The sequence below is a fragment of the Luteolibacter yonseiensis genome, assembly GCF_016595465.1.
GTDB classification, from domain to species: domain Bacteria; phylum Verrucomicrobiota; class Verrucomicrobiia; order Verrucomicrobiales; family Akkermansiaceae; genus Luteolibacter; species Luteolibacter yonseiensis.
This window is the reverse complement of record NZ_JAENIK010000011.1, coordinates 446,400-472,945: the sequence shown is the minus strand read 5'-3', so window position 1 is coordinate 472,945 and position 26,546 is coordinate 446,400. Positions and strand designations below refer to the sequence as shown.

Here is a 26,546-nt window from a genome sequence, read left to right as displayed (position 1 = left end):
GACAGCAGCACTCCCGGCGGCCGATTTCTTACTGGCGGTTTCCAAGCCGCCTGATAGGGCTTCGAAGATGAATGATGCCCTCCCGGCGAAATGGCTTTCCTATATCACGGTGGCCGCCATCGGCGGGACCGCCGGATGGATCGCGAGGCCGAAACACGGTGGGCCGCAACAGATCGTCTCCAAGGAAATCGCACCCGTCAAACCGGCCAGGCCCGGTGGGGAGGATTTGCTCGATGCCTTTGTTCAAAAACACAAATCCCCGTCGTCGCCCGCCAAGGGCTCCATAACAGACCGCTTCAATGAAATCAGCAAAACCCTGCCGGTCTCCGCGGATCCGGCGGCGGATTTCCAGAAGTTGCTGGCGGAATATTCCCCTGCGATGGGTGCGGCTCAGGGAGTCGACCAGTTGGCCACACTGGGAGCTCTCTTCAGCCAATGGATCGATCATGATCCCCAAGCCGCCTTTACCTTTGTGGGGAGGGGCTACGCCTACGGAGGAAACTCGCGCATGGTGGCCAATGTCTTCTTCAACGATTTCGCCGGAAAATACCTCGAAAAGCACGGCCTGCCGGCATTGATGGACGCCATCTCCGGAGCAGGGAAACTCGTCGACCTGCTGACTCCCGTCATTTCGAAGGATCTCGCGAAACGCGGCTCGATGCAGGAACTGAAACAGTTGAGGGAGACATCTCCGGTGTTTTTCGAGAGCGGGCAAGCCGGCGGGGAGCTCGGCAAGGAATGGCCGGTCGAACGCCGGGATGAATTGCTCGCCGCGCTGGATCCAAAATCCTCCGCCGCTGCGATGGCGGCAATCGCGGCGCGTATGGAAGGCTCCAGCGGTGGAGAATGGATCATGACAAAATGGGAAAACGGAGAACTTTCTCAGGAAATCCGGGAAGCCATGGCGTCAGGAGTGTTCGGCTCGTCTGACAGCATCATCCCGGGAATCACACTCCACCAGCGGCTCGGCCTCATGCGGGAATTGGGGACCTTGGAAAAAGAGGCAAAAAAACAACAAGTTTGGGAAAACTATTATTCCTGGACGGCACCCGGCACTGTGAAAAAAAAGGACGAGGAATGGATCGCGGACGGAATGATCCGGAATTCTCTCCGCAACTGCTTCAATGCCGACGGCGGTGACGACGACTCCCTGTTTGGCTTCCGTCACGGAGTCCTCGACGTCGGCGAAGTCTTGAAACTCGCAAAGGCCAATACCGTCGATCCGGGAGACTACCGCTCCGCATACGACAGCCAGTTGTTCCGGACTCTGGCGGAGGAAAATCCGCACGCCGCATTGGGCATGTTAACCGGCATGCCGCCCAAGGAACAGGAGAAACAGAAGGCGGATGCCGCCCGCGCTTGGAGCAACAATATAAACCCTGATGCTTTTTTCAGACTGACGGAAAGCGTGGACACCACGGGAGACGATGGGTTGCAGGCTTCGTTGCAGGACGCTTGGGACAGGAAATCCCACGCCCGGATCCACGCTTACGGCACCTCCTATCTCGAGTGGATCAAGACCTTGCCAACGGGCGCGAACAAAACCCGGGCATTGAAAAGCATCGCGCAAGGTGGCTTTTCACAACTGTCCGTCGAAGCGGGGAAACTCCTGAATCAGCCATGAAACCGCCATACAAAATCGCCGCACATCTCTGCGTCGGGCTGGCGGCATTCTTAAGCGCCTTCTCTGCCGGGAAATGGTCCGGCACGGAAAAACCTGAAATACTTGCGCCGTCACCGCCCGGAAAGTCCATGGAACGGGAGGCTCCAGACCAGATCGAGCGGGCAAAAAGGAGCATGACGGTAGCGGAATATCAGGCCGCCTGGGATGCCGTCGCCGCGAAAAAGTGGGGTCGGAGAGAGCGGACGGACTGGCAGCTCAAACTGCTGAAGGAATGGGCGGACAAGGATCTTGAAGGAGCCCTGAAGGCGGCGTTTTCCGAGTCATGGAGCCGCAATCCCAACAGCAGGATGGATGCTGCGGCTTTTTATTTCCACAGTGCGTTTGCCGAGAGTTTCAAAAACCGCACGGAAGAGGTCTGGAAGCTCATCCAGCAAAAGAAACCCGGAATTTTGGAAAGTGCGGTACTCCTGAAAGCTTGGTCGGCCACCTTGTTCGAACACGACCAGCAGCTCTATTTTTCCTACCTTCGTGAGATGAAAGGAGGGGATTTCGCCTTGGCCTTGAATGCTTCGTTCCAGGGCGCGAAAGACATCAACGCCCTGACGAAAGTTCTGGATCTGGCCGAGGAAAAGGCAGGTCAGGGAGTGCCGCTGGAAGGACTGGGAACAGTCATGATAACAAAAGCGGCGCAGGATTTCACCAAGGAGGAGCTGATGGACCGGCTGAAGACGCCCAACACCGTCCTCGGGGAATATTACCTTTCGGTCGCGTCGGCACGTCTCTTCAGACCCGGACATTCACCCGGCGCCGGGGAAATTTTCTCAGAGATTCAGGAAATACCTTCGGACAAACGCGACCGTTTTGCCGGAAGGCTTGTGAAGTTCTCCGACAACCCCGAAATTGTCCGGGGCTCGCTGGATCATTTCGTCGCCGCGGGGGACTGGAAGTTTCTGGATGAAAACGCCGCGGAATCCGTCCGGAGAATGGAGGAGAAAGCGGATCCCGTCGAACTCGCCGGCTGGGCGGCAACCCTGCCGCCACGCGAGGAAACGAGCGGGATGTTCCACAGCGGTGTGGAGCCGTACATCCGCAAGGCACCGGAAGAGGCATGGCGCTGGATTCAGGAAATGGAGGACGGCTACTGGCGCGACCATGCCCTGGGGGAATATTCCAAGGTCAATCTCGAGGTTTTCAACGATCCCGAAAAATCCGCAACCGCCATCGCACAGATCCAGGATCCCGCCTACCTCGAAACGGTCAAGTCCTGGCGGGCTTCGTGGGAAGAGAAGAAGCGGAAATAGCGCCAACCGGATGGGATCTCAACAATCCGCTTGGAACGTCGGCCGCGGCCCGTAGCATCCGGGCATGTCGGCACTAGGGTTTGATCTGGTCATCATCGGGATTTATTTCGCCATCATCATTGGAATCGGCGTGTATTTCAGCCGGCGGAACAAGGATGTGTCTGAATTCGCGCTGGGCGGCAGATCCATCCCATGGTGGGCGGTGCTGGCATCGATCCTGGCTTCGGAAATCAGCGCGGGGACTTTTTTCGGTTCGCCTGGCGAGGGATTCGAGTCACGAAACTACCTGTACGCCCAGCTGATGATCGGCTACCTGCTGGCCCGGCTGGTGGTGAGCGGGTTGTTCATCCCTGCATTCTACAAACACAACGTGGTGAGCATCTATGAGTTTCTGGAAATCCGTTTCGGCCCGAAGACACGCAGCATGGCGAGCGTGATTTTCCTGATCACCCGCTCGCTGGCCAGCGGATCGCGGCTGTGGGTGCCGACGCTTCTGCTCATCGTGATGTGGAACCGCCTCCACCCGGGGCAGCCCCTGGACAGTTGGGAGCAGTTCTGGCTGACGGGTGGCGCGCTGCTGGTCATCACGCTGATGACCGCGGCCTACACGGCTGTCGGCGGAATCAAGGCGGTGATCTGGACCGACGTCCTCCAGATCGCGGTGCTCTTCGGCGCGCTCGGCTTTTCCGTCTGGTACCTGCTGGGCCACATCCCCGGCGGATGGGAAGGCGCGAAGAGCTACCTCGGCAAGCCGACGGATCTGATTTTCTGGAAGGTCCGCGGCGATGTGCCCCCCACTCCGGAGTTTGTGGCAAAATACGGAGTGGTCTGGGGCGAGGTCAAAAGCGTCCTGCAAAGTTCCTACAACATCTGGGCGGCTTTCCTCGGCTCATTGTTCGTAACGCTCGCCACACACGGCACCGACCAGGACATGGTCCAGCGCATGCTCACCGCGAAAAACAAACGCCAGAGCGCCGTGGCGACGATCCTTTCCGGCATCGCGGACATTCCCGTGACCTACGCCGTTCTCACCATCGGCATCCTGCTCTCGGTCTATTATGGCCACATCGCGAACGATCCGAATCTTCCGATGGCAGGGGGGAAACCCGACAGTTCGATGATTTTCCCGTATTTCGTCGTGGATGTGATGCCCGGCGGATTGCGGGGACTCGTGATCGCGGGCGTGCTTGCGACCACCATGGGTTCGCTCGGCACGGCCATGAATTCGCTGGCCACCAGCTACTCGCGGGACTTCCACTTCCGTTGGTTCAAGACGCCGGAGGATGACAATGCCCGTGTCAGGATCATCAAGCTCAGCACCGTGGGATTCGCCCTGATCCTGATCTTGGTCGGTCTCGCCACCGCTTTCGTCAAGGCTCACAATCCGAGCCTCAGCATCATCCCGATCATCCTGGGCAGCTTCGGTTACACTTACGGCGCGCTGCTCGGCGTGTTCATCGTCGCGCTCTTCACGAAGAACCGCGGCAGCGAGATCGGCAACCTCATCGCGATGACCGCGGGCATCGTGGTCGTGGCCGTCCTCAGCGACCTGCCCAACGACGTATGGAGCATGTTCACGGGCGATCCGAACATCGATCTCTATCAGAATCCCGAGTGGATGCCCGTGCTGAAATTCACCTGGCGCATCCTGGCCGGAACCCTCGTCACGGTGGCCGTCGCGCTCTGCTTCAAAAGTGATCGGACACGCTCCGCCACCGCACGCTGAGGACGGGCGGATGCATGTCCTTGATACTCGTGGGCTAAGGGCGGCGGGACGACGTGCCATGCCACTCATCATGATTTGCGACAAATTTGTCACACTCCAACCTATTTATTTACAGCAATATAGACGTCATTCAGCTGGCCCGCTTTCGGAATAGTTTAAGAACCCGTAATAAAATCACGGTCAAGTTTTTAAAAATATTCTCCGTGGAACCCTTGTGGAATACGGACCTCCGCGACCAATTGTTAGAAGCTGATAAAAAGATCTCCCCCGGGTAAAACAATCCGCCCATTCTCCCCACCCAGCCGCAACACACCACCCGGGGGATGGTGTTCGTAATGTGGCTTGCTTGAAATTTTAAAAAGATTGATCAAATAATGGAATCGGAGGACGTGCTAACACAGGAGATGGAGGGTGGGTTTGGAGAAATCCTGACGACGAGCGGGGGTTGGGAATCTGTCTGTGAATCGCTGCGTGTGATGGTGAGCAACGATGCATTCCAACGTTGGTTCCGCGCCGCGCGCTGGCTCGGCGTGGAAGACGACATCGGCACCATCGCGGTTCCTGGCGAAATCCATCAGGTATGGATCGAGACGAACTACCTGCCGGAACTCACCATGGCGGTGACCGGCGTGTTCGAGGATGTCCGAGAAGTACGTGTGGTGGTGGGCGAGGAATCCGGTGTGACCGACCACTCCGAAGACGGCTCGCCGACCCCCAACATTTCCCAAGCCCGCCCGACGAAAGCCGCGGCGCTCGAAGGCGAGGCGCTCGACCGCCGCATCAAGGCGGCGGGTCTGAACCCGGCGCACACCTTCGCCAGCTTCGTCGTCGGAGCGAACAGCCAGTTCGCCCACGCGGCATGTGAGGCGGTCGCCAAAAAATCCGGCGTCGGTTACAATCCGCTCTTCATCTACGGCGGCCCCGGCCTCGGCAAGACCCACCTCATGCAGGCCATCGGCCATGAGCTGCTGCGCCGCCAGCCCGGCTCGCGCGTCATTTATCTGACCTGCGAGAAATTCACCAACGAGTTCATCGACGCCGTCCGCAGGGGGGACATCGAGAAATTCCGCCGCCGCTACCGGAGTTCGGACGTCCTGCTCATCGACGACGTGCAGTTCCTCGCCGGCAAGGAGCGCTCGCAGGAGGAGTTCTTCCACACTTTCAACACTCTGCTGGATGGCCGGAACCAGGTCGTGCTCACCTGCGACCGCCCGGCCTGCGAGATCAAGAGCCTCGAGCCACGTCTCATCTCCCGCTTCGAATGCGGTCTCACGGTCGAGATGCAGCCACCGCAGATGGAAACACGGATGGCGATTCTCAAGAAGAAATCCCACGACTGGAAGGTCCGCGTGGACGAGTCCGTCCTCACGTTCCTCGCGGAAAAAATCCGCACCAACGTCCGCCGCCTGGAAGGCGCGCTCATGCGGGTGGCCACCTACGCCTCGCTCGCCGGGGAAAGCGTCACCGTGGAAAAGGTCGAGCACCTCCTCAAGGACCTCATCCGCGAGGAAGCCAGCCGCCAGGTCAGCATCGACGCGATCCAGAAGGCCGTGGCCGAGCATTTCGACGTCCGCCTCGCGGACATGACGAGCCGCCGCCGTCCCGCGAGCATCGCCTTCCCTCGCCAGGTAGCCATGTATCTCAGCCGCTCGCTGACCAAGGGATCACTCATGGAGATCGGGGAGGCTTTCGGCGGCCGGGACCACGGCACCGTCATCCACGCCTGCAAGAAGGTGGGCGAGAAAATCGACGACGAGCCCGGGCTGAAAGAGAGCATCGCCCGCATCGAGTCACAGCTCCGGCGCTGATTGCGGATCACTTTTGGGAATCTCAACAGAAGTCTTGCCAAGGCGCAGTGAAAACGGACACTACGCCTTAGCAATTACTCTGGTCCCATTTTATGAAGTTCCGCATCTCCAAGGAAGCATTCCTCGACGGCTTGCAAAAAGTCCAACACGTCGTCAGTTCGCGCACCACCCTGCCGATCCTATCCAACGTCCTGCTTGTGGCCAAGGATGGCCGCATCCAGTTCACCACCACGGACCTGGACGTCGGCATCACCGGCTCGGTCGAGGCCCAGATTGAGAAAGAGGGAGCGACCACGCTGCCGGCCAAGCGGCTCGTCAGCATCATCCGCGAACTTCCATCCAGCGAGGTGGAGATCTCGGTGGACGGAAAAAACCACGCATCCATCCGCAGCGGTCCGTCGTTTTTCAAAATCATCGGTCTTGGAGAGGCCGAATTCCCACCACTCCCCGACTTCGAAGGGGCCAAGGTTTTCAAGATCCCGCAGCAAACCCTGCGCGACGGACTCAAGAAAACCTCCTACGCCATTTCCACCGACGAGACCCGCTACGTGCTCAACGGCATCTTCACCTCCTTCCGCGATGGGAAAATGACGCTCGTCGCCACCGATGGCCGCCGCCTCGCGATGGTCGATGCGGATCTCGAATTCCCCGCCTCCCACGAAACCGACGTCATCATCCCGACGAAAGCCGTCCAGGAGCTCCAGCGCTTGTTGGGCGATGCCGGCGAGGTCATCGTGAAACTCAGCGACAGCCAGATCTCCTTCACCGTGGGCGACAGCCTGCTCGCCAGCAAGCTCATCGAGGGCAACTATCCGAACTACCGCCAGGTGATCCCGGGCGACAGCAACGAGCGCGTCGTCATCTCCCGCGAGGCCCTGCTCGAGACCGTCCGCCGGGTGTCCCTCCTTTCGTCGGACAAGTCGAACTCCGTGAAGCTCGTCTTCAGCGAAAACCACATCGAGGTCACCGCGAACTCGCCGGACGTCGGTGAGGCGCAGGAATCCATGGATGTGATCTACCAAGGTCCGCCGATGCAGATCGCCTTCAACCCCGAGTTCCTTCAGGCCCCGCTCCGCGCGCTGGACAGCAACGACGTTTATCTCGACCTCATCGACGAGATGAGCCCCGGCGTCCTCCGCATCGAAGGCACCTTCCTCTACGTCCTCATGCCGATGCGTGTGACGAACTGAGGTCGGCCAAAACCAATCTGATTTTTCAAGAAGCGCCTGTCTCCTGACAGGCGCTTTTTTGTGCCTTCCCGCATTTTCCCACAGGGGTGGGAGGGCAGACAAATCCAACGGTCCGGGGTGTTTGTAGGGAGCAATCATGCCCTCTTTCAAAACCGCCTACACATCGTCCGCCATTTTGACGTGCCTGCTTTCCACCTCAGGTCTGATCGGCAGCGTCGGCTCCGGCGCATTCGACATCAGGATGCTGACGTTTTTTCTATCAACCGCGGTGGCGGCGGCCTTCCCATTGTTGAAGAAAGGCGGCCTCGGCGGAAATCCACGTTTGGCAGTCCTCATCGCCGCCCTGCTCACCATCACCTTCGGTATGCTGATCTCGATGGCGTTCATCGATTTCATACGAACCGGCGGAGGCGAGGGCCCGAGGGGTGAAGGCTCCCCGCTCATCAACATGATCGCCATCGCGCTTGGTGCCACATTGGCCTTCAGCCCGTGGTTGATCACCACGCTTCGGGGGCTCCCACACTGGCACGCGCATTCGCGGAGGGACAGACCGGTCGACCCGCCATAACCGTCCATCATCGTGTCCGGGCTCCATGGCGGAACAAACCCCGCCCTGTTTCCGCAGGAGTCCTGTCGCCCGACCAGGCAGGGTCCGATTCCCGCCACTTTTCATTTCCCTGCCCCCGCCAATCTGGCAGACAGGAACGTGACTTGGATCTGGCGCTACTTTTTGATCTGCTTGCTCTTCGCCACCACCGCGCGCGGTCATGTGGTCACCCAGATTTTCGGGGAATGGAAAAATGATGATCCATGGGAAATCGAAGTCCTTTTCGATGCGGGCTACGCGGTTCCCGAATGGCGGGGGGATGGAGCGACCGCGGCCCCGACCCGTGACTGGCTCCTCAAACTCGGCGAACCGGGATGGGCACCGCTGAGGCTGGAGTCGGAGCGTTATCTGCGGGAGTGCCTGACCCTGACCTCCGGCGGAAAACCCGTCACGTGGCGCGTCGAATTCATCGACTTCGCAAAGAGTCCGCCGGATTTTCCGGAATTGCTGAACGATGGCGCGTATTTCCGGATGAGGCTCACCTCCAGCTTTTTGGAAATGCCCGACAAGATGTCATGGAGCGTAGGCGGCAGGCCGTCCCTGGTTCTCAAGCTTCCGGGCCAGGAATCAGGCTACCTCACGCTGGCTCCCGGCCAGAGCCTGCCATTCCCCCGGCCTCCCGAATCCGTGGCGAGCCCCGCGCCCGTGACAGGCAGGGCATCATGGATCGAAGCCTTCCAGCAGGGTTTCGCGCACGTCCTGCCCAAGGGACTGGATCACCTGCTCTTCGTGCTGGGACTGTTCTTCTACCGGCGGCGGTGGCGCCCGCTGATTTCACAGTCGCTGGCTTTCACCCTGGCCCACACCGTCACACTTGGCCTGGCGGCGGCAGGATGGGTGCGGGTGTCGGCAAGCTGGGTGGAGCCGCTGATCGCACTGAGCCTCGTGGCGGTCGCGCTCGAAAACCTGCGACCCGCTGGAAACAGGAACACCATCCTCAGACACGCGATCGTATTCTCCTTCGGCCTGATCCATGGCCTCGGCTTCGCAGGCAGCCTCTCCGTCTGGCTGAAACCCGGTGACGGTTTTTTCATCGCCTTGTTCAGCGCCAATCTGGGAGTGGAAGCGGCACAGGCCGTGATCATCGTCCTGGCATGGATCGCGACCCTTCCGCTTTACCGCACTCCCTACTATCCGCGGCTGCGTGTGGGAGCCTGCCTCTCGATCGCCGCTCTGGGATTGTTCTGGGCCATTCAGCGGTTGTGAAAATGTCGTCATTGCGCACGTTTTCGGAACCACTGGGATGGAATTTCCCGATTCATTTAAGATCTCCTTACAATGTTTCCCGGGTATTGAATGGTCATGGTGCTTACAATGCAGGCGGTTGGTGGGCCGAATTCCAGCCACCGCTTAAAATAGCGGATTCTTGCAATGTGGCTGGTTGACAAGCGAGGGGTGGGTTGACCAATCTGCGGAAGACGCAGCACGGAAGATCACCCTGACTGCACCATCGAAAATCCACCTCCAAGGACTCAAAGCCCAGTGTTTTCCAACGAAGATTATCTCGCAGAACTGCTCGCCGAAGCCGGAATGGTGAGCCACGATCAACTCGATCAAGCCCGTAGTTCTCTCTCCGGAGGCGAAACCATTGTCGAGCACCTCCTTGCACATACCTCTCTAAGTCAAGAGGATGTAGCGAAAACGCTGGCAGCGAACGCAGGCATCCCCTTCATCCGGCTGGCCGATGTCACATTCGACCCCGCCATCACGGCGTCGATTGGTGACGACCTCGCCAAGCGGTACCGCGTGATCCCTGTGCAGGATGACGGCTGGTCCCTCACCCTCGCCATCGCGGATCCGCTGGATTTCGAGGCTTTGGACAGCCTTCCACACGCGCTGGGCCGCGAGATGAATCTCGTCTGCGTCACCCAACAGGAGATCAAGGAACATCTCCGCCAGTTCTACCACTCGAACGAAGCCACCGCCGCGGAAGGATACTCCGTCACAGGTGGTGACGACGAAGCCGGCCCATCCAGCGCGGACGCGCCGATCATCAAGCTGGTGATGCAACTCCTCACCGAGGCATTCCGCCTGCGTGCGTCGGACATCCACATCGAGCCGCTCGAGACCTCCGTCCGCGTACGCTATCGCCTGGACGGAAAATTGGTCCACGTGGACACCCACCCGAAAAAACTCCTGCCGGCCATCATCGCCCGTCTCAAGGTCATGAGCGGTACGATGTCCATCGCGGAAAAACGCCTCCCTCAGGACGGTCGGATCCAGCTGAAAATGGGCGAAAAGGAAGTCGATCTCCGGGTTTCCTCCGTCCCGTCGAACCATGGCGAATCCATCGTCATGCGTATTCTGGACAAGACCGCGCTGATGCTCGGTCTTCCGGAACTCGGATTCTTCTCCGACGACCAAGAGCTCTTCAACCAGATGCTTGGCCTGCCAGACGGCATTCTCCTCGTCACCGGCCCCACGGGTTCCGGAAAAACGACCACGCTCTACGCCTGTCTCAACGTCATCAACAAGCCGGACAAAAAGATCATCACCGTGGAAGACCCGGTCGAGTATGAACTCCCCGGCATCAACCAGGTCATGGTGAAGACCGACATCGGAATGACCTTCGCGGCGGCGTTGCGCGCCATGCTGCGCCAGGCGCCGAACATCATCATGATCGGGGAAATCCGGGACGCGGAGACGGCGAACATCGCCATCAACGCCTCACTCACCGGCCACTTGGTTTTCTCCACCCTGCACACGAACGACGCGCCTTCCGCGGTCGCCCGTCTCGCGGACATCGGTGTGAAACCGTTCCTCATCGCCTCCGCTGTCCGCGCGGTGCTCGCCCAGCGACTGGTTCGGAAGCTCTGCCCGATTTGCAAAGGCCCGGCCGAACTTACGGACAAGGAAATGCGCGCCCTCTCCCTCGATCCTTCCCGGATGACGGAAGCGACCATTTTCGGCCCCGTCGGCTGCGAAAAATGCCGTGGAAATGGTTACAAAGGACGGATGGGGATTTTCGAAATCTTCGTCATCGACGACGAGGTCCGCAGCATGATCAACGGTGGACTCACCACCACCCAGCTCCGCCGCCGCGCCCGCGAACTGGGCATGCGCACGCTTCGTGAGGACGGCATCCGCAAGGTGCTCTCCGGCCTCACTTCCGGCAGCGAGGTTGTCCACGCCACCATGTCAGATCTGGATTGATCGCCGCCACCCCGACCTTTTTTCGAAAAACCTTTCGCCTTACGTCCCATGGACCATCAACAGATCATCGAACTTTTCCAATCACGCGGTCTCATCGACGCATCACTTGCTCAAGACATCCTCGCGGAAGTCGATCACAGCGGTAAGGAAATCGCCGAAATCCTCTCCGATTACCAAGTCATCCAAAGCCGTGACGACATCTGGCCTGTCGTTGCCTCCGAGTTGGGAGCCAGCATGGTGGATCTCAAGAACTGGACTCCGCCGGAAGCTCTTCTCGCCTTGGTCCCGGCCGGAACCGCCCGTCTCCATGGCGCGCTGCCGGTGAGCTTCGACGAGACCGGACTTCACGTCGCTCTTGTGGATCCGCTCAACCCACAGACTCCCGAAGACCTGAGATTCGCCCTTGGTCGCGAGATTCATGTCGTCGTCGCGCCGGATTACCTCGTCGAGGCGAAAATCAACGAATGCTACGGTGGCGAAGGCAAGGCGATGGAGGACATCCTGAGCCAGCTCGAAATCGGCAGTCAGAACATGTCCGCCGCGGAGCTGGAATCGGAGGCGAATTCCGCGCCCATCATCCGCTACGTCGACCTCGTTCTCTATCAGGCCATCAAGGAAAAGGCTTCCGACATCCACTTCGAGCCGTTCGAAAAAGATTTCCGCATCCGCTACCGCGTGGACGGCGCGCTTTACGAAATGGCGCCGCCACCGATCCACCTTGCCCTGCCCATCCTCTCGCGCGTCAAGGTCATGTCGAACATGAACATCGCCGAGCGCCGCGTCCCCCAGGACGGCCGGATCGTGAAACAAATCGGTGAAAAGCAGGTGGACATGCGTGTTTCCTCGCTGCCGACCCACCACGGTGAATCCATCGTGCTCCGGGTTCTCGACCGCTCTTCGGTCAACCTCTCGCTCGAGAACCTCGGCCTCACCGATCACATCTACGAATACATCACCGACACGATCGAAAAGCCGAACGGCATCTTCATCGTCACCGGTCCGACCGGTGCGGGAAAAACCACCACCCTTTACGCCGCGCTCCGCCGCATCAACACGATCGACGCGAAGCTGCTCACCGCGGAGGATCCCGTCGAGTATGACATCGACGGCATCATCCAGATCCCGATCAACGAAGCGATCGGCCTCGATTTCCCACGCGTCCTCCGCGCGTTCCTCCGTCAGGATCCCGACCGTATCATGATCGGGGAGATGCGGGACAAGGAAACCGCCACGATCGGCATTCAGGCTGCTCTCACGGGCCACTTGGTGCTCTCCACACTTCACACGAACGACGCTCCGGGCGCGGTCACCCGTCTGGTGGACATGGGTTGCGAACCCTTCCTCGTCTCCGCCTCGCTTGAAGGAATCCTCGCCCAACGTCTCGTCCGGACCATCTGCAAGGAGTGCAAGACTCCTTATGAACCGAACGAAGCCATCCTCAACCAACTCGGCGTCTCCGCGCACGAGCTGGGAGACAAACAATTCTTCACCGGCAACGGCTGCGACGTCTGCGGCCAGTCCGGTTACCGTGGCCGCCGCGGCCTTTATGAGCTGCTCAATGTGACGGATCCCATCCGTGAGCTCATCACCTCGCGCGCGCCGTCCGTCGTCCTGAAGCAAAAAGCTGTGGAACTCGGCATGAACACTCTCCGGGAAGACGGCCTCCGCGCCATCTACCAGGGAGCCACCACCATCGAGGAAGTGCTCAAATACACTTAAACACCAGCGGCAGCGCTTTCCCACCGAAGCCGCCGATTTTAAGTCCCTTGCTCTAACGTTCTTTACACAACTTTCCAAAACCTCCAAAAAAAATCCATTCTTATGGCTAATTTCCAATACGCAGCACTTGACGCGAAAGGCGAACAGACGACCGGCGTCGTGTCCGCGCCCACCGAGGCCGAAGCCATCGCACAACTTCGCGCCCAAGGGCTCTATCCGACCCAGATTCAGGAAGAGGGCAAGGGCAAGAAGGGTCACAAGACCGTCGCCCCGCTCAAGCGCAATGCCAAGGCCAAGGAGAAAGCCTCGAAAAAGCACCTCGGCGGCCGCATCAAGCCGAAGAATCTCATGATCTTCACCCGGCAGCTCGCGACGCTGATCGACTCCGGTCTTCCGCTTCTCCGCAGCCTGACCGTTCTCGAAAAGCAGGAGCCCAACGTCGTCCTGCGCGCCACCGTCAGCGCGCTTGCGGAAAACGTCCAAGGTGGTTCCACCTTCTCCGAATCCCTCGCGCAGCACCCCAAGATCTTCAACAAGCTGTATGTGAACATGGTCAAGGCCGGCGAGCTCGGCGGTGTTCTTGAAATCGTCCTCAACCGTCTCGCCGAGTATCAGGAAAAGGCGCAGAAGCTGAAGAACAAGATCGTTTCCGCCATGGTCTACCCGGTGATCGTCATGTTCATCGCCGTCGCCATCCTTGTCTTCCTGATGATCTTCATCGTTCCGAAGTTCAAGGAAATGTTCGCCGGCACGGGTTCGGATCTGCCGCTCATCTCGCAGATCGTCTTCGGCATGTCCGAGTTCATGCTCGCCAGACCCTATGTCGTGCCGAACGTGGTGTTCCTCTTCATCGTCATCGGCGTCATCGTCGTGTTGTTCAACGTCTGGGGCCGCACCACCGCCGGACGCAACATCATCGACAACATGAAGTTGAAAATGCCGATCCTCGGAGACATCCAGCGCAAGAGCGCCGTGTCCCGCTTCTCCCGCACGCTCGGCACGCTGGTCACCTCCGGTGTTCCCATCCTCCAGGCGCTGAATATCACCCGCGACACCGCCGGCAACGTCGTCATTTCCCGCGCCATCGAAAAGGTCCACGAGGCGGTCAAGGAAGGTGAAACCATCGTCACCCCCCTCCAGGCCTCCGGCGTTTTCCCAAGCATGGTCATCTCCATGGTGGACGTGGGTGAGGAAACCGGCCAGCTCCCGGAAATGCTTCTCAAGGTTGCGGACGTCTACGACGACGAAGTCGACAACGCCGTCACCGCGCTGACCTCCATCCTCGAACCGATCATGATCGTCTTCCTGGCCCTGATCGTCGGTTCCGTCGTGTTTGCATTGTTCCTGCCATTGATTAAGATGATCTCCACGATGGGCAACCAGTAATCCGCTGGTTTCCCTCCCAAGCATCTGAAAAAATCCTAGGAATCATGAAAAACCGCCATCGTCACGGAAAGGCCGCCTTCACTCTCATCGAGTTGCTGGCCGTCATCACCATCATCGTCATCCTCGCCGCCATCGTCGTCGGTGGCATGGGGTATGTCACCGATCGCCAGGCGTCGGAAAAAGCCCGGATCCAGATCGCCCTCATTTCCAAGGCCCTCGAGGACTACAAGCTGGACAACGGGGTTTACCCGCCAAGCGACAACACGGCGGACGGTCTCAACCAGTCCTCGAAGTTGTTCGAGGCCCTGTATTACGATGCTGCCAAGGAAGGCTCCACCCCGTCCGGCGAGTTCAAGATCTACCTGGCCGAACTGGACCCGGTGAACAACAAGCAGGGTTGGACCTCCGGCACCGGATCTCCGACCACCAGGATTCTCGATCCCTGGGGTAATGAATACCGTTACCGCTCCGCCTACGGTACCGCCACAGGTGGCACCGCCTCGAAGAATGACAACACCCAGAATCCGGAATTCGACCTGTGGTCCGCAGGGAAAGATGGCAGATCCAGACCGGCGATGCCCAACAGCAAGGAGAACAAGGACGACATCAAGAACTTCTGATTTCGTTTCCGGATTCACTCCGTAACATTCCCATCGAAGGCCCGCCGACCGGCGGGCCTTTTTTGTTTCCCATGACCGCCCACGCTTTGGCGGACCGTCCAGCGTGCTCTTCTGAATTGCAATCCGGACTTCGTGGAAAAAGCTGAGGTTTGTGAAAGAGCAAGCTGAAGCTTGAACTCCGGACGATGTTCCCCCGAATCATCGTTGCATTGTTTTCGGCAACGACTGCTTGCAGTTAGTATAGATGCGACAGGACTTGCGATACTTCCGGCTTCTTTTTTGCAGTTTTTGCAGCAGCGGTATGCGGCACATGCCACAACCGCCGCATTGGCAAAATGCGTCCCCGTTTTCGATCAGCCTGCCGCAAAAACCTGCTCGTGGAACATGGCCCGCAACCGCTCGGGCATCGGCGGCACCGCCCCATCGCAGGAGCACACATAAGCGGCCACTTCGTTTGCCGCGGCGGAGACGGCGTCCAAGGACCAGCCGTTCAGGATACCCATCACGACAGTCGCCGTGAAGGAATCCCCCGCGCCCACGGTATCGCAGACATCCGTAGCGAGTCCCGGGTGCTCGCACCACTCGTTCCCGTCAAACAAGACGCTGCCCTCGGAGCCACGGGTATAAGCGATGAGACGGAGATCGAATTTCGCCGCCAGGGCGGCGAACTGCTCCCTCACACCACCTGTCAGATCCAGAATCTCCGCCAGTTTCGGCAGTTCCGCATCATTCAATTTGAGAACATTCGCCAGTTCCAGTGACTGGAGAATCGTCCGGGGGGTGTAATAGTTCTGCCGCAGATTCACATCGAAGATCCGCAGCGCGGAAGGGGCGGTCAAACCGACCAGGGAATGGATCACCTCGCCGGATGCCGGGTTGCGCTGGGCGAGCGAGCCGAAGCAAACCGCGTCCGCCTGTTTGAAAAGATCTTCCGTCGCGTTATCCGCCACGAGATGGTCCCAGGCGGCGTCCTCGTGGATCGTAAACACCGGCTGCCCTCCCGCGACGATCTCGACGCCCACCGAGCCGGTGGCATGCGCGGGATCAATGGAAATGCCGGAAACCGACATTCCCGCTTCCTCCAGTTTTCGCAGAAGCAGGGCACCCGAATCATCGTCCCCCACCCGGCTGACGATCCGTGCGTCCGCTCCCAGCGCCTGTGCGTGGCAGGCGAAGTTGGTCGGCGCGCCGCCCATGCGGGGGCCTGATGGAAGATTATCCCAAAGGACTTCCCCGATGCCGATAATGAATGGTCTCATCCCTCTGTTGATTATTTTTTCCAGACCGAGCGGAGGGAGTGCACCTTGAGTGAGTCGAACTTCACCGGACCTCCCGCATTCACGATCCTGACAGGCTTGCCCCCGGCCATCTGGCGGAAGTAGCGGCTGGTGTAGGTTCCGTTCACGAAGACCTCGATCGACACCGTATCCACGAACAGGCGGATATGGATCTTGCCATCGACGGGCGCCTGTTTCCCTTCCGCGCCGGTGAACGTCTGATCGTCCTTTTTCCAAACCAGCGGGTGATTGTTGAATACATTGAAACCGAACTCGGAAGCCTGGGAATTCGCGTCGATAACCGCCTCGACCTCGAATTGCCCGCCTGTCACCTCTGACAATGGATCGGTATCCCCCGGCGAGACGGTCAGATTCTTCCACTCCTTGGTATTCTCACGGAGCTTGGCGACTTCTTCACTGGGTTCCGCCCAGAGCCTCAGTCCCTCGGCGCCGGTTTTAAGCGTGAAATCCATCGGCAGGGTCATCTGCAGGTTGAAGGGCGCACCTTGCAAACCGGCTCCCGTGTCGCGCATCCAGCCGATGTGAACCCGGCGGCCGCCCGGCGCGTTGTCATAGCTCTGCCCGGCATACGCGCTGCCGAAGTAGTGGCGGTGCGGTCCGCTTTCCGCCTTGAATTCCTTACCGTCGAAGCTTCCCAACATGTACTTTCCATTCGCGCCCCACACCACCCAGCGGGTGTTCTTGGCGTCTCCATCCACGGGCAGTTCGAACATGTCCGGGCACTCTCCCTCGTTGGGGATCTTGTAGTCGCATGTCTTGGTCCACTTCACCATGTCCGGCGAGGTGTAGATGCCATAGTCATTGCCATCATAATAGAGGTTCAGCACCCACTTCTTCGTTTTCGCATGCCACATCACCTTCGGATCGCGGTTCTCGTTGACCGCATGCGGAATGACGGGGTTGTTCTTGAACTTGGTGAATGTCTTACCGCCGTCATCGGTGGTGGCGATGCACTGCACGGATTCCTGGCCCGGAACATAGCTCAGCCGGCCATGTGCCGTGTAGGCGAGGACCAGCGTGTCTTCGCCGTTGATCGGAAAGGCGGTGCTGCCTTTCGGGGCGACAACGGCGGAGCCGGAGAACATCACGCCTTCCGCATCTGGAAAAAGACCGGGAGGACGCTCTTTCCAATGAAACAGGTCCGGACTCGTCGCATGTCCCCATGTCATGTTGTCCCAGCCGTGGTTGTAGGGATTGTGCTGGTAGAACAGGTGCCACTCGCCGTCTTTCCATACCAGGCCGTTGGGATCATTGAGCCAGCCGCGGCGGCTGGTGAAATGGTACTGGGGACGCAGGGCCTCGGAATAGGTCTGCTCCTCACCCGGATAGGTCGCGCTGATCACGACCTTTTTCCAGGCATCCGCCAGATTGCCCGGGATCTTGCCCGTGACCGTGAGCTTGCGTCCTTGGAAGTTCGCGAGATCGGTGAACACCCAGAAGTCGGGGTTGTTCGTCAGGCAGATATCGTAAAAGGCGAACGGTTCCTTTTCACCATCCAAGGTCATGAAAAAGCGCTTCTTCAGCTTCGTGTCCAGGCTGACCGGCCAGATCAGATACCGTTGGTTCACCGTGAATTCCTGTTTCAGCTCGATCGCTGCCGGAGTGTCGCTCTGGACGATCTGGTCCACGTTGATGTGCCCCCAGGTGCCTTTCCGGGAATCCACGATTTCCAGCGACACCGTTTTCCCCGCCAGGTCCGAGACATCCCAGCTTTCCCAATCCAGCCGCTCGCTGCCGCCATCCCTGACGTTCTTTCCCGTCGCGGTGCGGACAACGTTCGTCCCCACCTTCAGATTGACGCAGGTTTCCCCGGCGAATCCACCGCCGCCGATGAGGAAGTTGAGATGTTTCCGCTCGATCTTGAAGTCAGGAGAGGTGAGGCGGCCATGCGAACCGTCGGCCCCATGGAAACCATTGACGAAACCATTTCCTGAAAACCCGTCCACCTTCATCTGGCCATCCAAGGCGCCCTTGGCCGGCCCCGATCCGAAAGCCTCGCCCGTCGCCTTCCATTTTCCGAAATCCGCGCCTTCGAAATCGGCGACGATCAGATCATCAGCGGCACAGACGGTGGCGAGGGCGAATCCCCACACCAGCGGCGCGGAAAGATGTTTCACGATGGGTTGTTTCAAAAGTGACATGCTGGAAGGTTTGAAGATCCTTACGTTGCGGCAACTTTTTATTGTCATATACGCCAGTTTCCTGACATTACAGATCGAGAAAGCTGTCACCATGAACGACTCCCCTGATTCCACCATCCGATTCCGTGAAGTGGCCCGCCAGCTCAAGGAAGAGTTGCTTTCCGGGATGTATGGCAAGGAAGGCCGCATGCCGAGCGAGGCCCAACTTGTAAAGCGTTTCGGGGTTTCCCGTCCCACGGTTGCAAAGGCTCTGTCATTGCTGGGGAATGAGGGCCTGGTCGAGCGACGGGCCGGTTCCGGGACCTACGCCAAGGCCGGGCGGCGCACCGAGACCTCCGCCAACCTGCTGGCCCTGCTGGTGCCCAGCCTCGGCAACACGGAAATCTTCCAACTCATCTGCGGCGAGATCGCCAGCCTGGCACGGGTCCATAACTACGGCCTGGTCTGGGGTGGATCCGACCTGCCGAAGCTGGACCCCGAGCTGAGCCTGCGGCACTCGGAGGAACTCTGCCGCCAGTTCATCGAGCGCAGGGTCTCCGGTGTTTTCTTCGCACCGCACGAACTGGTGCAGGACAAGGAGGAATCCAACCGCTCCATGGCGGTGATGCTGCGGGAGGCGGGCATTCCCGTGGTGCTGCTGGACCGCGATCTCACGCCTTTTCCCGGCAGGAGCGACTTCGATCTCGTCGGCATCGACAACCTGGCCGGCGGCTACATGCTGGCGGAACACCTCATCAAGCTGGGTTGCACGCGCATCCACTTCGTCTCACGCCCGTTGTCGGCTCCCACGGTGGAGGCACGCATCGCCGGGGTGCGCGAGGCGCTCGGACGGCACGGCATCGAACCGGAACGCGGGTGGATCCATGTCGGCGATCTCGATGACAAGAAATTCGTCAGGGGGCTCACGGGGCCGCTGCGTCCGGATGCCTACGTTTGCGCGAACGACCACACCGCCGCCCTGCTGATGCGGGAGTTGCAGAAGTGCAACATCCGGGTGCCGCAGGACGTGAGGGTGCTGGGATTCGATGATGTGAAATTCGCCACGCTCGTCTCCCCTCCCCTCACCACCGTGCAACAACCCTGCCGGGAAATCGCCCTGACAGCCTTCCGTGCGATGATGGACCGCCATGCGGATCCCACGCTTCCCGCCTGCCACCTCACGCTCGCCCCCCGTCTGGTGATCCGTGATTCGTGCGGTGCTTATCTGCGGCGCCCCGGGTGAACGCGAAACCTGCTAAAAAGAGGGTTGTTTTTCGATCCTCTTTCAAAAAATTGCCCCGGAGCATCTGACTGGAATACCCATAAACCAGCCGGACGTCCGGGGCGCTCTCCGCCATACTCGGGGAAGTTTCAGTGCATGAGTTTGGTCTCCAGGCCTTCCAGCGAGGTCCCCTTGGTCTCGGGAACCATCAGCTTCACCCAGATGAGCTGAAGCACCATCATGCCGGTGAAAATGAGGAAGACGACTCCGGCAGGCAGGGCGTCCACCATTTTCGGGAAGAACAATGTCAGCAACGCCGCGAACACCCAGTGCGTCGCACTCCCCAAGGACTGCCCGGTGGCGCGGAAACGGTTCGGGAAAATTTCCGAAATGAACACCCAGATCACCGCGCCCTGGCCGATGGCGTGCGATGCGATGAAAGCGAAGATACAGACCGGAACAATACTGAAATGCTCCGTGAAGAACGCCCACGAGCAGAGGCCGAGCGAAGCGATATAGCCGAACGAACCGATGTAAAGCAACGTGCGCCGTCCGAGGCGGTCGATCAACCACAGTCCGACGAAGGTGAAGATGAGATTGGTCACGCCGATGCCCACCGATTGCAGCAAGGCGGCGTTCTCTTCGAGGCCGGTCATCTTGAAAATACGCGGGGCGAAATAGAGGATCGCGTTGATTCCCGAGAGCTGGTTGAAAAACGCGATGAGGAAGGCCAGAGCGATGGGCTTGCTGAGGTGGCCGCTCCAGAAACCGCCAGTCTTGCTTTCGCGGGTCGCGGAGGATTCGATGTTGTCTGCGATCTCGTTCAGCTCCGAATCGGACATCTCCGGATTGATCTTTTTCAAGACCGCCACACCAGCCGAACGGTCACGGCGGTTCGCGATGAGCCAGCGCGGACTTTCCGGCAGCAGGAAGCAGCATGCGGTGTAGATGATCGAGGGAAACGCCATGACTCCCAGCATCCAGCGCCAGGCGTGTTCGCCCATGTATTTTCCGATGAGGTAGTTTGACAGGAATGCGACGAGAATACCGAAGACGATGTTGAACTGGAACATCCCCGCGAGACGCCCGCGGCTTGCCGGAGGAGCGATTTCCGAGATGAACAAAGGCGAGGCAACGGTGGAAATGCCAATGCCGAGACCACCGAGGAAGCGCGCGATGATGAACGAGTAGACATCGCCTGCCAGGGCAGACCAAACGGCGGAGATCAGATAGAGCACACCGATCCAGATCAGGGTCTTCCGGCGGCCGAACCGGTCCGTGGGGAAAGCGCCGACCATCGAACCCAGCACGGTGCCCCAGAGCGCACCGGAAATCGCAAGTCCGTGCAGGAACGGACTGAGATTCCAAAGATGTTGGATCGTTTGTTCAGCCCCCGAAATGACGACGGTATCGAAGCCGAATAGGAAGCCGGCGAGCGCCGAGATGATGGACCAGAATAGCAGTTTGTTCATGGGTTATGGTGTTTTTGGGAATGACGATACGGACGGATCCGCCCAAGTATCTCGGAGAAAATCTGGCTCATGGCGGACCGAGGCGGAAGAACATTTTGTTTCCCTCGGAGGTAACGGTGGCGTGGCTGGTCAGGTTCTCGCTGTTGGGGATTTTCACCCAGTCGCCGGGATCCAGCGCGGTGCTTTGCCAGAGGGCGAGACCGGTGCCGGCGGGCCATGAGACGATCATGCTGCTGCCGTATCTTTCAATGCGGAGGGATGGAGGAACCACGGGGTCCGGTTCGGGTTCCGGCAGGGACACGCCCGGATTCAACCGGAGATGGGCGACTTCCGAATCGGTGAGCCTGCGGCCGTAGATACGAAGATCGTCGTAGATCGTCAGGCCGCTGCCGGAACGGATTCCACCGCCGATGCCGGTGGACCCGTAGCGCGGGCCGCCCAACAGACCCGTGACGGCTTTTTCGGATTTCACCCCGTCCAGATAGAGAGTGAGTTTCCCACCGAGCGAGTCATAGGAAGCGGCGACGTGATGCCATGTCGGGTCATTGTCGATATTGTCCGCCGTGCCGCCGGAAGCGTTGAAAGCCTCGAAGGGAAGCGCGGAAGCGGATTGCACATCGTTGGCGGTTCTCGCATCAAAGACGTAGAAATTCATCTTCCGGTCCTGCAGGAGTTCGAATCCCCATGCCAGACCGGCGGATGTTTCCCAGCGGATCTGGGAGAGCTTGGCATTGTCGTTCGCCTTCGGGTTGAAGTGATAGGAAACGGTGAAACTGTCCGGCATGAGGGTGCCCGCGGCGGGCACCAGCAGCGAGGTCGTCTGCGGCCCGGCTTCCACCCGGCGAATCTCCGCCGCATTTCCCCGCACTCCCGGAACCACGGCAGGTGCGGGAAGCCCTCCCGTGGCGCTCATGATGTGGCCGTTCCCCGAGGAGTCGGCATAGGTCCCGGGAACCGCTTCATCAAACGCCCAATGACCCAACAAGCCGTCGGGCTTCGCAGGATGGATGGAGCCGAGTTCCCACAGGTCGAACGCGGTGACGCGGGTGCCCGGCGCACCGAAAAGTTGCAGCCCCTTGGTGGCGGCGGCGGGAAAAATCAGGTTGGACAGCGTGGTCGTGCCATCGGCGGAAAAAACTTCGAGTGACGCGGCATCCACCAGCAGATGGAGCTTCAACCGGTCTCCGGCATCATGGACCGGTGCGGAATAAACGCCGGGGAAGCTGCCATTGAAACCCACGTTTCCCGATTGCGTGCGGTCCACCGCGAGCGATGACGTGGCGCGGTTCCAGGTGACCTTGGTGTTTTCCGTTGTGGTACCGATCCGCAGGCCCGCGCTTTCGCCAACCGGGACCTCCAGTTCGATGATGCATTCAAAAAGCTTCGGCACGTCTTGATTCGCAAGCCACGCGTCCACCTCAGCCAGACTTCCGGAAGGATGCGTGAAACGGGTGGAGCGCAGGCTTCGCAGCTCTTCGACCGGACGCTGCGCCACCCTGAGTCCGGCGCTGGTTCGTTTCAGGACGAGTTCCCGGGGCAGGGTCATGCCTCCCAGCCACGGTGTGGTGGGAATGGAACCGACGTAGCGGAGATCGACCATCCAACCGATCCACAAACGGCGGCCATCACCTTCGGGAATGTCCGACCAGGACACGGCGGCGTAATTGTCCGGACCATAATCCATCCAGAGCGTGGAATCCGCCTCGGACGGCACGATGTCATCCGAAAGAAGGAAATGATCCACATTCACGTGGCCCCATCCGCCGGTGTGGGAATCCACCACACGGAGGGTGGCGTTCATGCCCGCATATTGCGAAACATCCCAGTGGGTCCAGTTAAGACGTTCGTTGTCGGCACCGGTGGCGGTGCGGACAACGTTGCCGTTCACGATGAGATTGACGCAGGTCTGGCCGGGATGGTTGCCACCTCCGATGAGGAAATTCAGATAGCGCTTCGTCAGGGCGAATGCGGGCGATGTCAGGGTGCCGGTGGAGCCGTCCCCGCCCAGATAGCTGTTGACACATTTCGCCCCGCGATAGCCGGTGACCGGGTTTTGATTTCCGAAGGCACCCGCAACCGCCCCCCCGCCAAAAGCCGTGCCGGTGGTGGTCCATCCCCCGTAGTTCGATCCCTCGAAATCCGCGATGAGCGTGCCCGCCGGAAGCGGTGGCACGTCTCCCGCGGCGTCGTCCACGAAGGTGGTGCCATTGAATTCGCCGATGAAATACTGCGCGCCCGTGCCACCGGAAGGAGCGCCGTTGACTCCGACCGTCAGCACCCATTTCCTCGCGCCCCCCTCGTCTTGGACAGGCAGTTGGAAAAGATCCGGACACTCCCACGCGCCGGTCCCCGCACCGGCCGGACCGAATTCACTGAGCTGTGTCCAGTTTTTCAAGTTCGGCGACGAGTACAGGCGGACCTTGTGAAGGCCTGACAGCGCCACGATCATCACCCATTTGCCGGTCGGCTGGTGCCAGAAGACCTTGGGATCACGGAAATCATTGCTGCCGATGTCGATGACGGGATTGCCCGAATAGTTCGTGAAGGTCCGGCCCCGGTCATTGCTGTAGGCGATGCGTTGGTCCTGAACGCCGTGCGCCCCCGTGTAGATGGCCACCATCGGCGGCTCGCCGTCGACGCCGAAGCCGCTGGTATTGTTCCAGTCGATGACGGCGCTGCCGGAAAAGATCTCGATGCCATCCGCATAAGGAATCGCGACGGGCAGCTCTTCCCAACGCACGAGATCCCGGCTCACCGCATGCCCCCAGCTCTTGTAGGCCCCACCGATGCCATACGGGTTGTATTGGAAAAACAGGTGATACTCCCCCTTGTAATAAACGAGGCCGTTCGGGTCGTTCAACCAGTTCCGCTCCGGCGTGAAATGAAACTGCGGTCGATAAGGCTCCCCCGCCGCCCGGACGAATCCTGGGCCGACCACAGCCAGCAACAGCGCTCCAAGGATGAACGCGCCACGGGTCTTTTTTTTCAGAAGTGATGTCATCGGGTTTTCTGTGACCGTCGGAGCAGAGTCAGGGTTGGCGCACGGACGAAGCACCAAGCTCCACCCCGCTGGGGAAGTTGAGAAGATGGAATTCACCACCCACACGCTTTCCTGCACTTACCAAGCAGCCAAGTTGTCCTTTACTGTTTTGAAGACAACTCAATACCAACCGCTTCCATGAGGGAGCGGAACCGGCTCAGGGTTTGGTGAGAAAAACACAGTCCAGCCCGAGATAAAACCTGCTGCCCGTGGCGGCGGGATTGGCGCCATCCACTCCGATACGGAGTTCGTAATGCCCGTCGCGAGGGGTGAAAGTGCCGAGTTCCAGTTCTTTTCCAGGCCTGACGTCCGGAGCATAGCCATCGAATTTCGCTTCAACGGATCTGCCGTTCACCTTGAAAGCGAGAATCCCGAAATCCGGCGCTTGGGTGGCGCGGAGAGTGATTTTCCTGGGAAGCCCGTCGGGAGCGGGAATCCTGATTTCCAGGAAATTTCCCACTGCGTTGGCTTTGACGAGCAGGTGATGGCCTCCGCTCCATCGTTCTCCGCCGAAGGGGTCCATGTCCTGCGGCTGGACCGGGATGTTCGGCGAGGTGGCGACCACCTCGAGTCCCTCACATTCGATGGCACCGGGCAGTCTCCCCGCGGCCTGGGCGTCGGCGAGGGTGGGCAGCGGACGGGTCGCCTCGGCGGGCTGCGGTTCCCGATTCGAAACGGTGCCGGCAAACGCATACCAGTGGGTGGCGGCGGAATAGTTGAGGCGGGTTGGTTTCCAGGAGATGAGCTCGATGTCGAAACCGAGCGATTTCTTGAATGGGATTCCGTCGAGATTGCGGGTCCGCGTCAGGATGTTGTAACCCTGTGTCATTTGCTGGTCCACGCGGATCTGATTGCAGAACGGCGTCTGCATGATGCCACGGGGCGCGAAGGAATAGCCGTAGTAATCCTCGGTGCCGGTGCCGAGGTGGGATGGCGGGGATTCGCCATCGACACGGATTTTTTCGTCACCCTCGCCATACCAGGTGGCGACGGGGTTGTAGAGGGAAAGCGTGTCACCCACGTAAACGCCACGCCCGGTGAGATTCACGTAGTTCCAGTCACGCGGCGGATTGGTGGAGAGGCCGGACTCCGAATGCCAGGCGGTGTGAAAGTGCATGGACCGGTCATCCCATTCCCACGGCGAAACATTGAGGCGGGTGGAAACCTTCACATCATCGCTACCGATGTTTTCCAAGACCAGACTGCCGGACTTCTCATAAGGCATGGTCCAGCGGCAGGTCATGGTGCCGTCCGCCGATACGTTGCGGTACCAACTCGCCAGGGGATTCACACCCACCCCGCTGCCGAAAAAGTCACTGGCGGGACACCAGACGGTTTCATGCCCGTCGAACTGGAAGCGCACGATGGTGGAGCGCAGCGCGGCGTCCATCTTCGTCGGATCCTTGGGAGTGAGGCGGAACTCAAACTCCCGAACCGCCCCCTGTCCCACAGGGAATTCGAGCCCCGCTGATTTTCCTGCCGGAATGACCTGCTCGAGCGAGAGCCGCCTGCTTCCGGCCGCAGGCGGAGGATTGAGCAGGGATTTGGAAATTTCGGAAACCTCTTTCCTGACCGAGTCGAGAGCATTGGTGGTGAACGTTTCCACGACCGTGCCGGGAGAGTAGGAACGGTAGTTGATCTGATAGTAACGCGGTCCCTCCCCCGCCTCCTCCCAGGTGACCTTGCAATGCTTCGCATAGGGAATCGGCAGCATCAGGGTGTTCCCGCCGTTTTCCGTGGGGCTGTAGCCGGGATGCGGCTGGGCAAGTGGTTCGGCCAGCTTGAGGTCGCCCGCCAGAAGATCGTAAGCGGGAAAGGTAAGCGTGGGATTTGCCCCACCATCCAGATAGATGCGGAGCGTGCCCTTTTTGTTTTTGATGGTGGTGAGCCAGAAGCGGACGATGCAGCCCGGCCCCTCCGCCTCCATCATGACCTTTTCCTCACGTCCCTGGATTTCCTCGGTACGGATGAACCGGGTGTGGTCGTCATTCGCGAACCAGCCGGGTCGATCCGGCGCGACGGTGGCACGGTCGTGACTGCTGGCCTGGAGGCATTTGAATTCCGGTGACGGCCACCGTGCGATGGAATCATACCGGCCCATTTCCGCCAGCAACGAGCCGAGGGACACTTCCTGGGGCGCGGCGGTGGCGGAAAGCGAAACGATCAACGAAAACAGGATCAGTCGGACAACACTGGACGAGGGAGTCATGATGAAAATCGCCGGATGGGTTGGCAAATTCCGGGGACTTCCTGTCACCCG

17 protein-coding genes are annotated in these 26,546 nt (G+C 59.7%); 12 read left to right on the top strand and 5 right to left on the bottom strand.

Annotation, left to right across the window (positions count from 1 at the left end; translation table 11 throughout):
- Positions 1-67: 67 nt before the first annotated feature.
- From JIN84_RS11685 to JIN84_RS11635, 11 genes are all read left to right on the top strand, one after another.
- Positions 68-1,624 (top strand): hypothetical protein, encoded by a 1,557-nt coding sequence (locus JIN84_RS11685; protein WP_200351221.1) that lies wholly within the window; start codon positions 68-70, stop codon positions 1,622-1,624.
- The gene (locus JIN84_RS11680) at positions 1,621-2,925 is read left to right on the top strand and encodes a hypothetical protein (RefSeq protein ID WP_200351220.1); all 1,305 of its coding nucleotides are present in this window, start codon (positions 1,621-1,623) and stop codon (positions 2,923-2,925) included. The genes JIN84_RS11685 and JIN84_RS11680 overlap by 4 nt, the downstream gene beginning before the upstream one ends.
- A gap of 64 nt (positions 2,926-2,989) precedes the next feature.
- Positions 2,990-4,651, top strand: a complete 1,662-nt coding sequence (locus JIN84_RS11675) for a sodium:solute symporter (protein ID WP_200351219.1) — start codon at positions 2,990-2,992, stop codon at positions 4,649-4,651.
- A gap of 374 nt (positions 4,652-5,025) precedes the next feature.
- Positions 5,026-6,459, top strand: a complete 1,434-nt coding sequence (gene dnaA, locus JIN84_RS11670) for a chromosomal replication initiator protein DnaA (protein ID WP_325099590.1) — start codon at positions 5,026-5,028, stop codon at positions 6,457-6,459.
- Positions 6,460-6,551: 92 nt separating this feature from the next.
- A complete protein-coding gene (dnaN, locus tag JIN84_RS11665) occupies positions 6,552-7,649 on the top strand; it encodes a DNA polymerase III subunit beta (protein WP_200351218.1) in 1,098 nt (365 codons plus the stop codon).
- 136 nt (positions 7,650-7,785) lie between these two features.
- Positions 7,786-8,217 (top strand): hypothetical protein, encoded by a 432-nt coding sequence (locus JIN84_RS11660; RefSeq protein ID WP_200351217.1) that lies wholly within the window; start codon positions 7,786-7,788, stop codon positions 8,215-8,217.
- A gap of 12 nt (positions 8,218-8,229) precedes the next feature.
- Positions 8,230-9,462, top strand: a complete 1,233-nt coding sequence (locus tag JIN84_RS23405) for a HupE/UreJ family protein (protein WP_200351216.1) — start codon at positions 8,230-8,232, stop codon at positions 9,460-9,462.
- A gap of 276 nt (positions 9,463-9,738) precedes the next feature.
- Complete coding sequence (locus JIN84_RS11650; RefSeq protein WP_200351215.1) at positions 9,739-11,409, top strand: GspE/PulE family protein; 1,671 nt, start codon at positions 9,739-9,741, stop codon at positions 11,407-11,409.
- Between the two features lie 48 nt (positions 11,410-11,457).
- Positions 11,458-13,128 carry a GspE/PulE family protein gene (locus tag JIN84_RS11645; protein WP_200351214.1) on the top strand — a complete coding sequence of 557 codons (1,671 nt, stop codon included), beginning with the start codon at positions 11,458-11,460 and terminating at the stop codon, positions 13,126-13,128.
- Positions 13,129-13,230: 102 nt separating this feature from the next.
- On the top strand, positions 13,231-14,514 hold the full coding sequence (locus JIN84_RS11640) for a type II secretion system F family protein (protein ID WP_200351213.1): 1,284 nt from the start codon (positions 13,231-13,233) through the stop codon (positions 14,512-14,514).
- A 44-nt stretch (positions 14,515-14,558) separates the two neighbouring features.
- A complete protein-coding gene (locus tag JIN84_RS11635; protein WP_200352020.1) occupies positions 14,559-15,134 on the top strand; it encodes a type II secretion system protein GspG in 576 nt (191 codons plus the stop codon).
- A gap of 353 nt (positions 15,135-15,487) precedes the next feature.
- Here the strand turns inward: JIN84_RS11635 and JIN84_RS11630 are convergent, their stop codons facing one another.
- Both JIN84_RS11630 and JIN84_RS11625 read right to left on the bottom strand, forming a co-directional pair.
- Positions 15,488-16,393: a carbohydrate kinase family protein gene (locus tag JIN84_RS11630; protein WP_200351212.1), complete on the bottom strand. Its 906-nt coding sequence runs from the start codon at positions 16,391-16,393 to the stop codon at positions 15,488-15,490.
- Positions 16,394-16,404: 11 nt separating this feature from the next.
- Positions 16,405-18,573, bottom strand: a complete 2,169-nt coding sequence (locus JIN84_RS11625) for a glycoside hydrolase family 32 protein (RefSeq protein WP_200351211.1) — start codon at positions 18,571-18,573, stop codon at positions 16,405-16,407.
- Positions 18,574-18,664: 91 nt separating this feature from the next.
- Here JIN84_RS11625 and JIN84_RS11620 point away from each other — a divergent pair, with 91 nt between their 5' ends.
- Entirely contained in the window at positions 18,665-19,795 is a 1,131-nt protein-coding gene (locus JIN84_RS11620; protein ID WP_200351210.1) for a LacI family DNA-binding transcriptional regulator, read from the top strand.
- Between the two features lie 128 nt (positions 19,796-19,923).
- Here the strand turns inward: JIN84_RS11620 and JIN84_RS11615 are convergent, their stop codons facing one another.
- The 3 genes from JIN84_RS11615 to JIN84_RS11605 form a co-directional block, all read right to left on the bottom strand.
- A complete protein-coding gene (locus JIN84_RS11615; protein WP_200351209.1) occupies positions 19,924-21,246 on the bottom strand; it encodes a sugar porter family MFS transporter in 1,323 nt (440 codons plus the stop codon).
- A gap of 67 nt (positions 21,247-21,313) precedes the next feature.
- Complete coding sequence (locus JIN84_RS23400; protein ID WP_200351208.1) at positions 21,314-24,247, bottom strand: GH32 C-terminal domain-containing protein; 2,934 nt, start codon at positions 24,245-24,247, stop codon at positions 21,314-21,316.
- Positions 24,248-24,443: 196 nt separating this feature from the next.
- Positions 24,444-26,495, bottom strand: coding sequence for a glycoside hydrolase family 172 protein (locus tag JIN84_RS11605; protein WP_200351207.1), 2,052 nt, complete (start codon positions 26,493-26,495; stop codon positions 24,444-24,446).
- Positions 26,496-26,546: the final 51 nt, after the last annotated feature.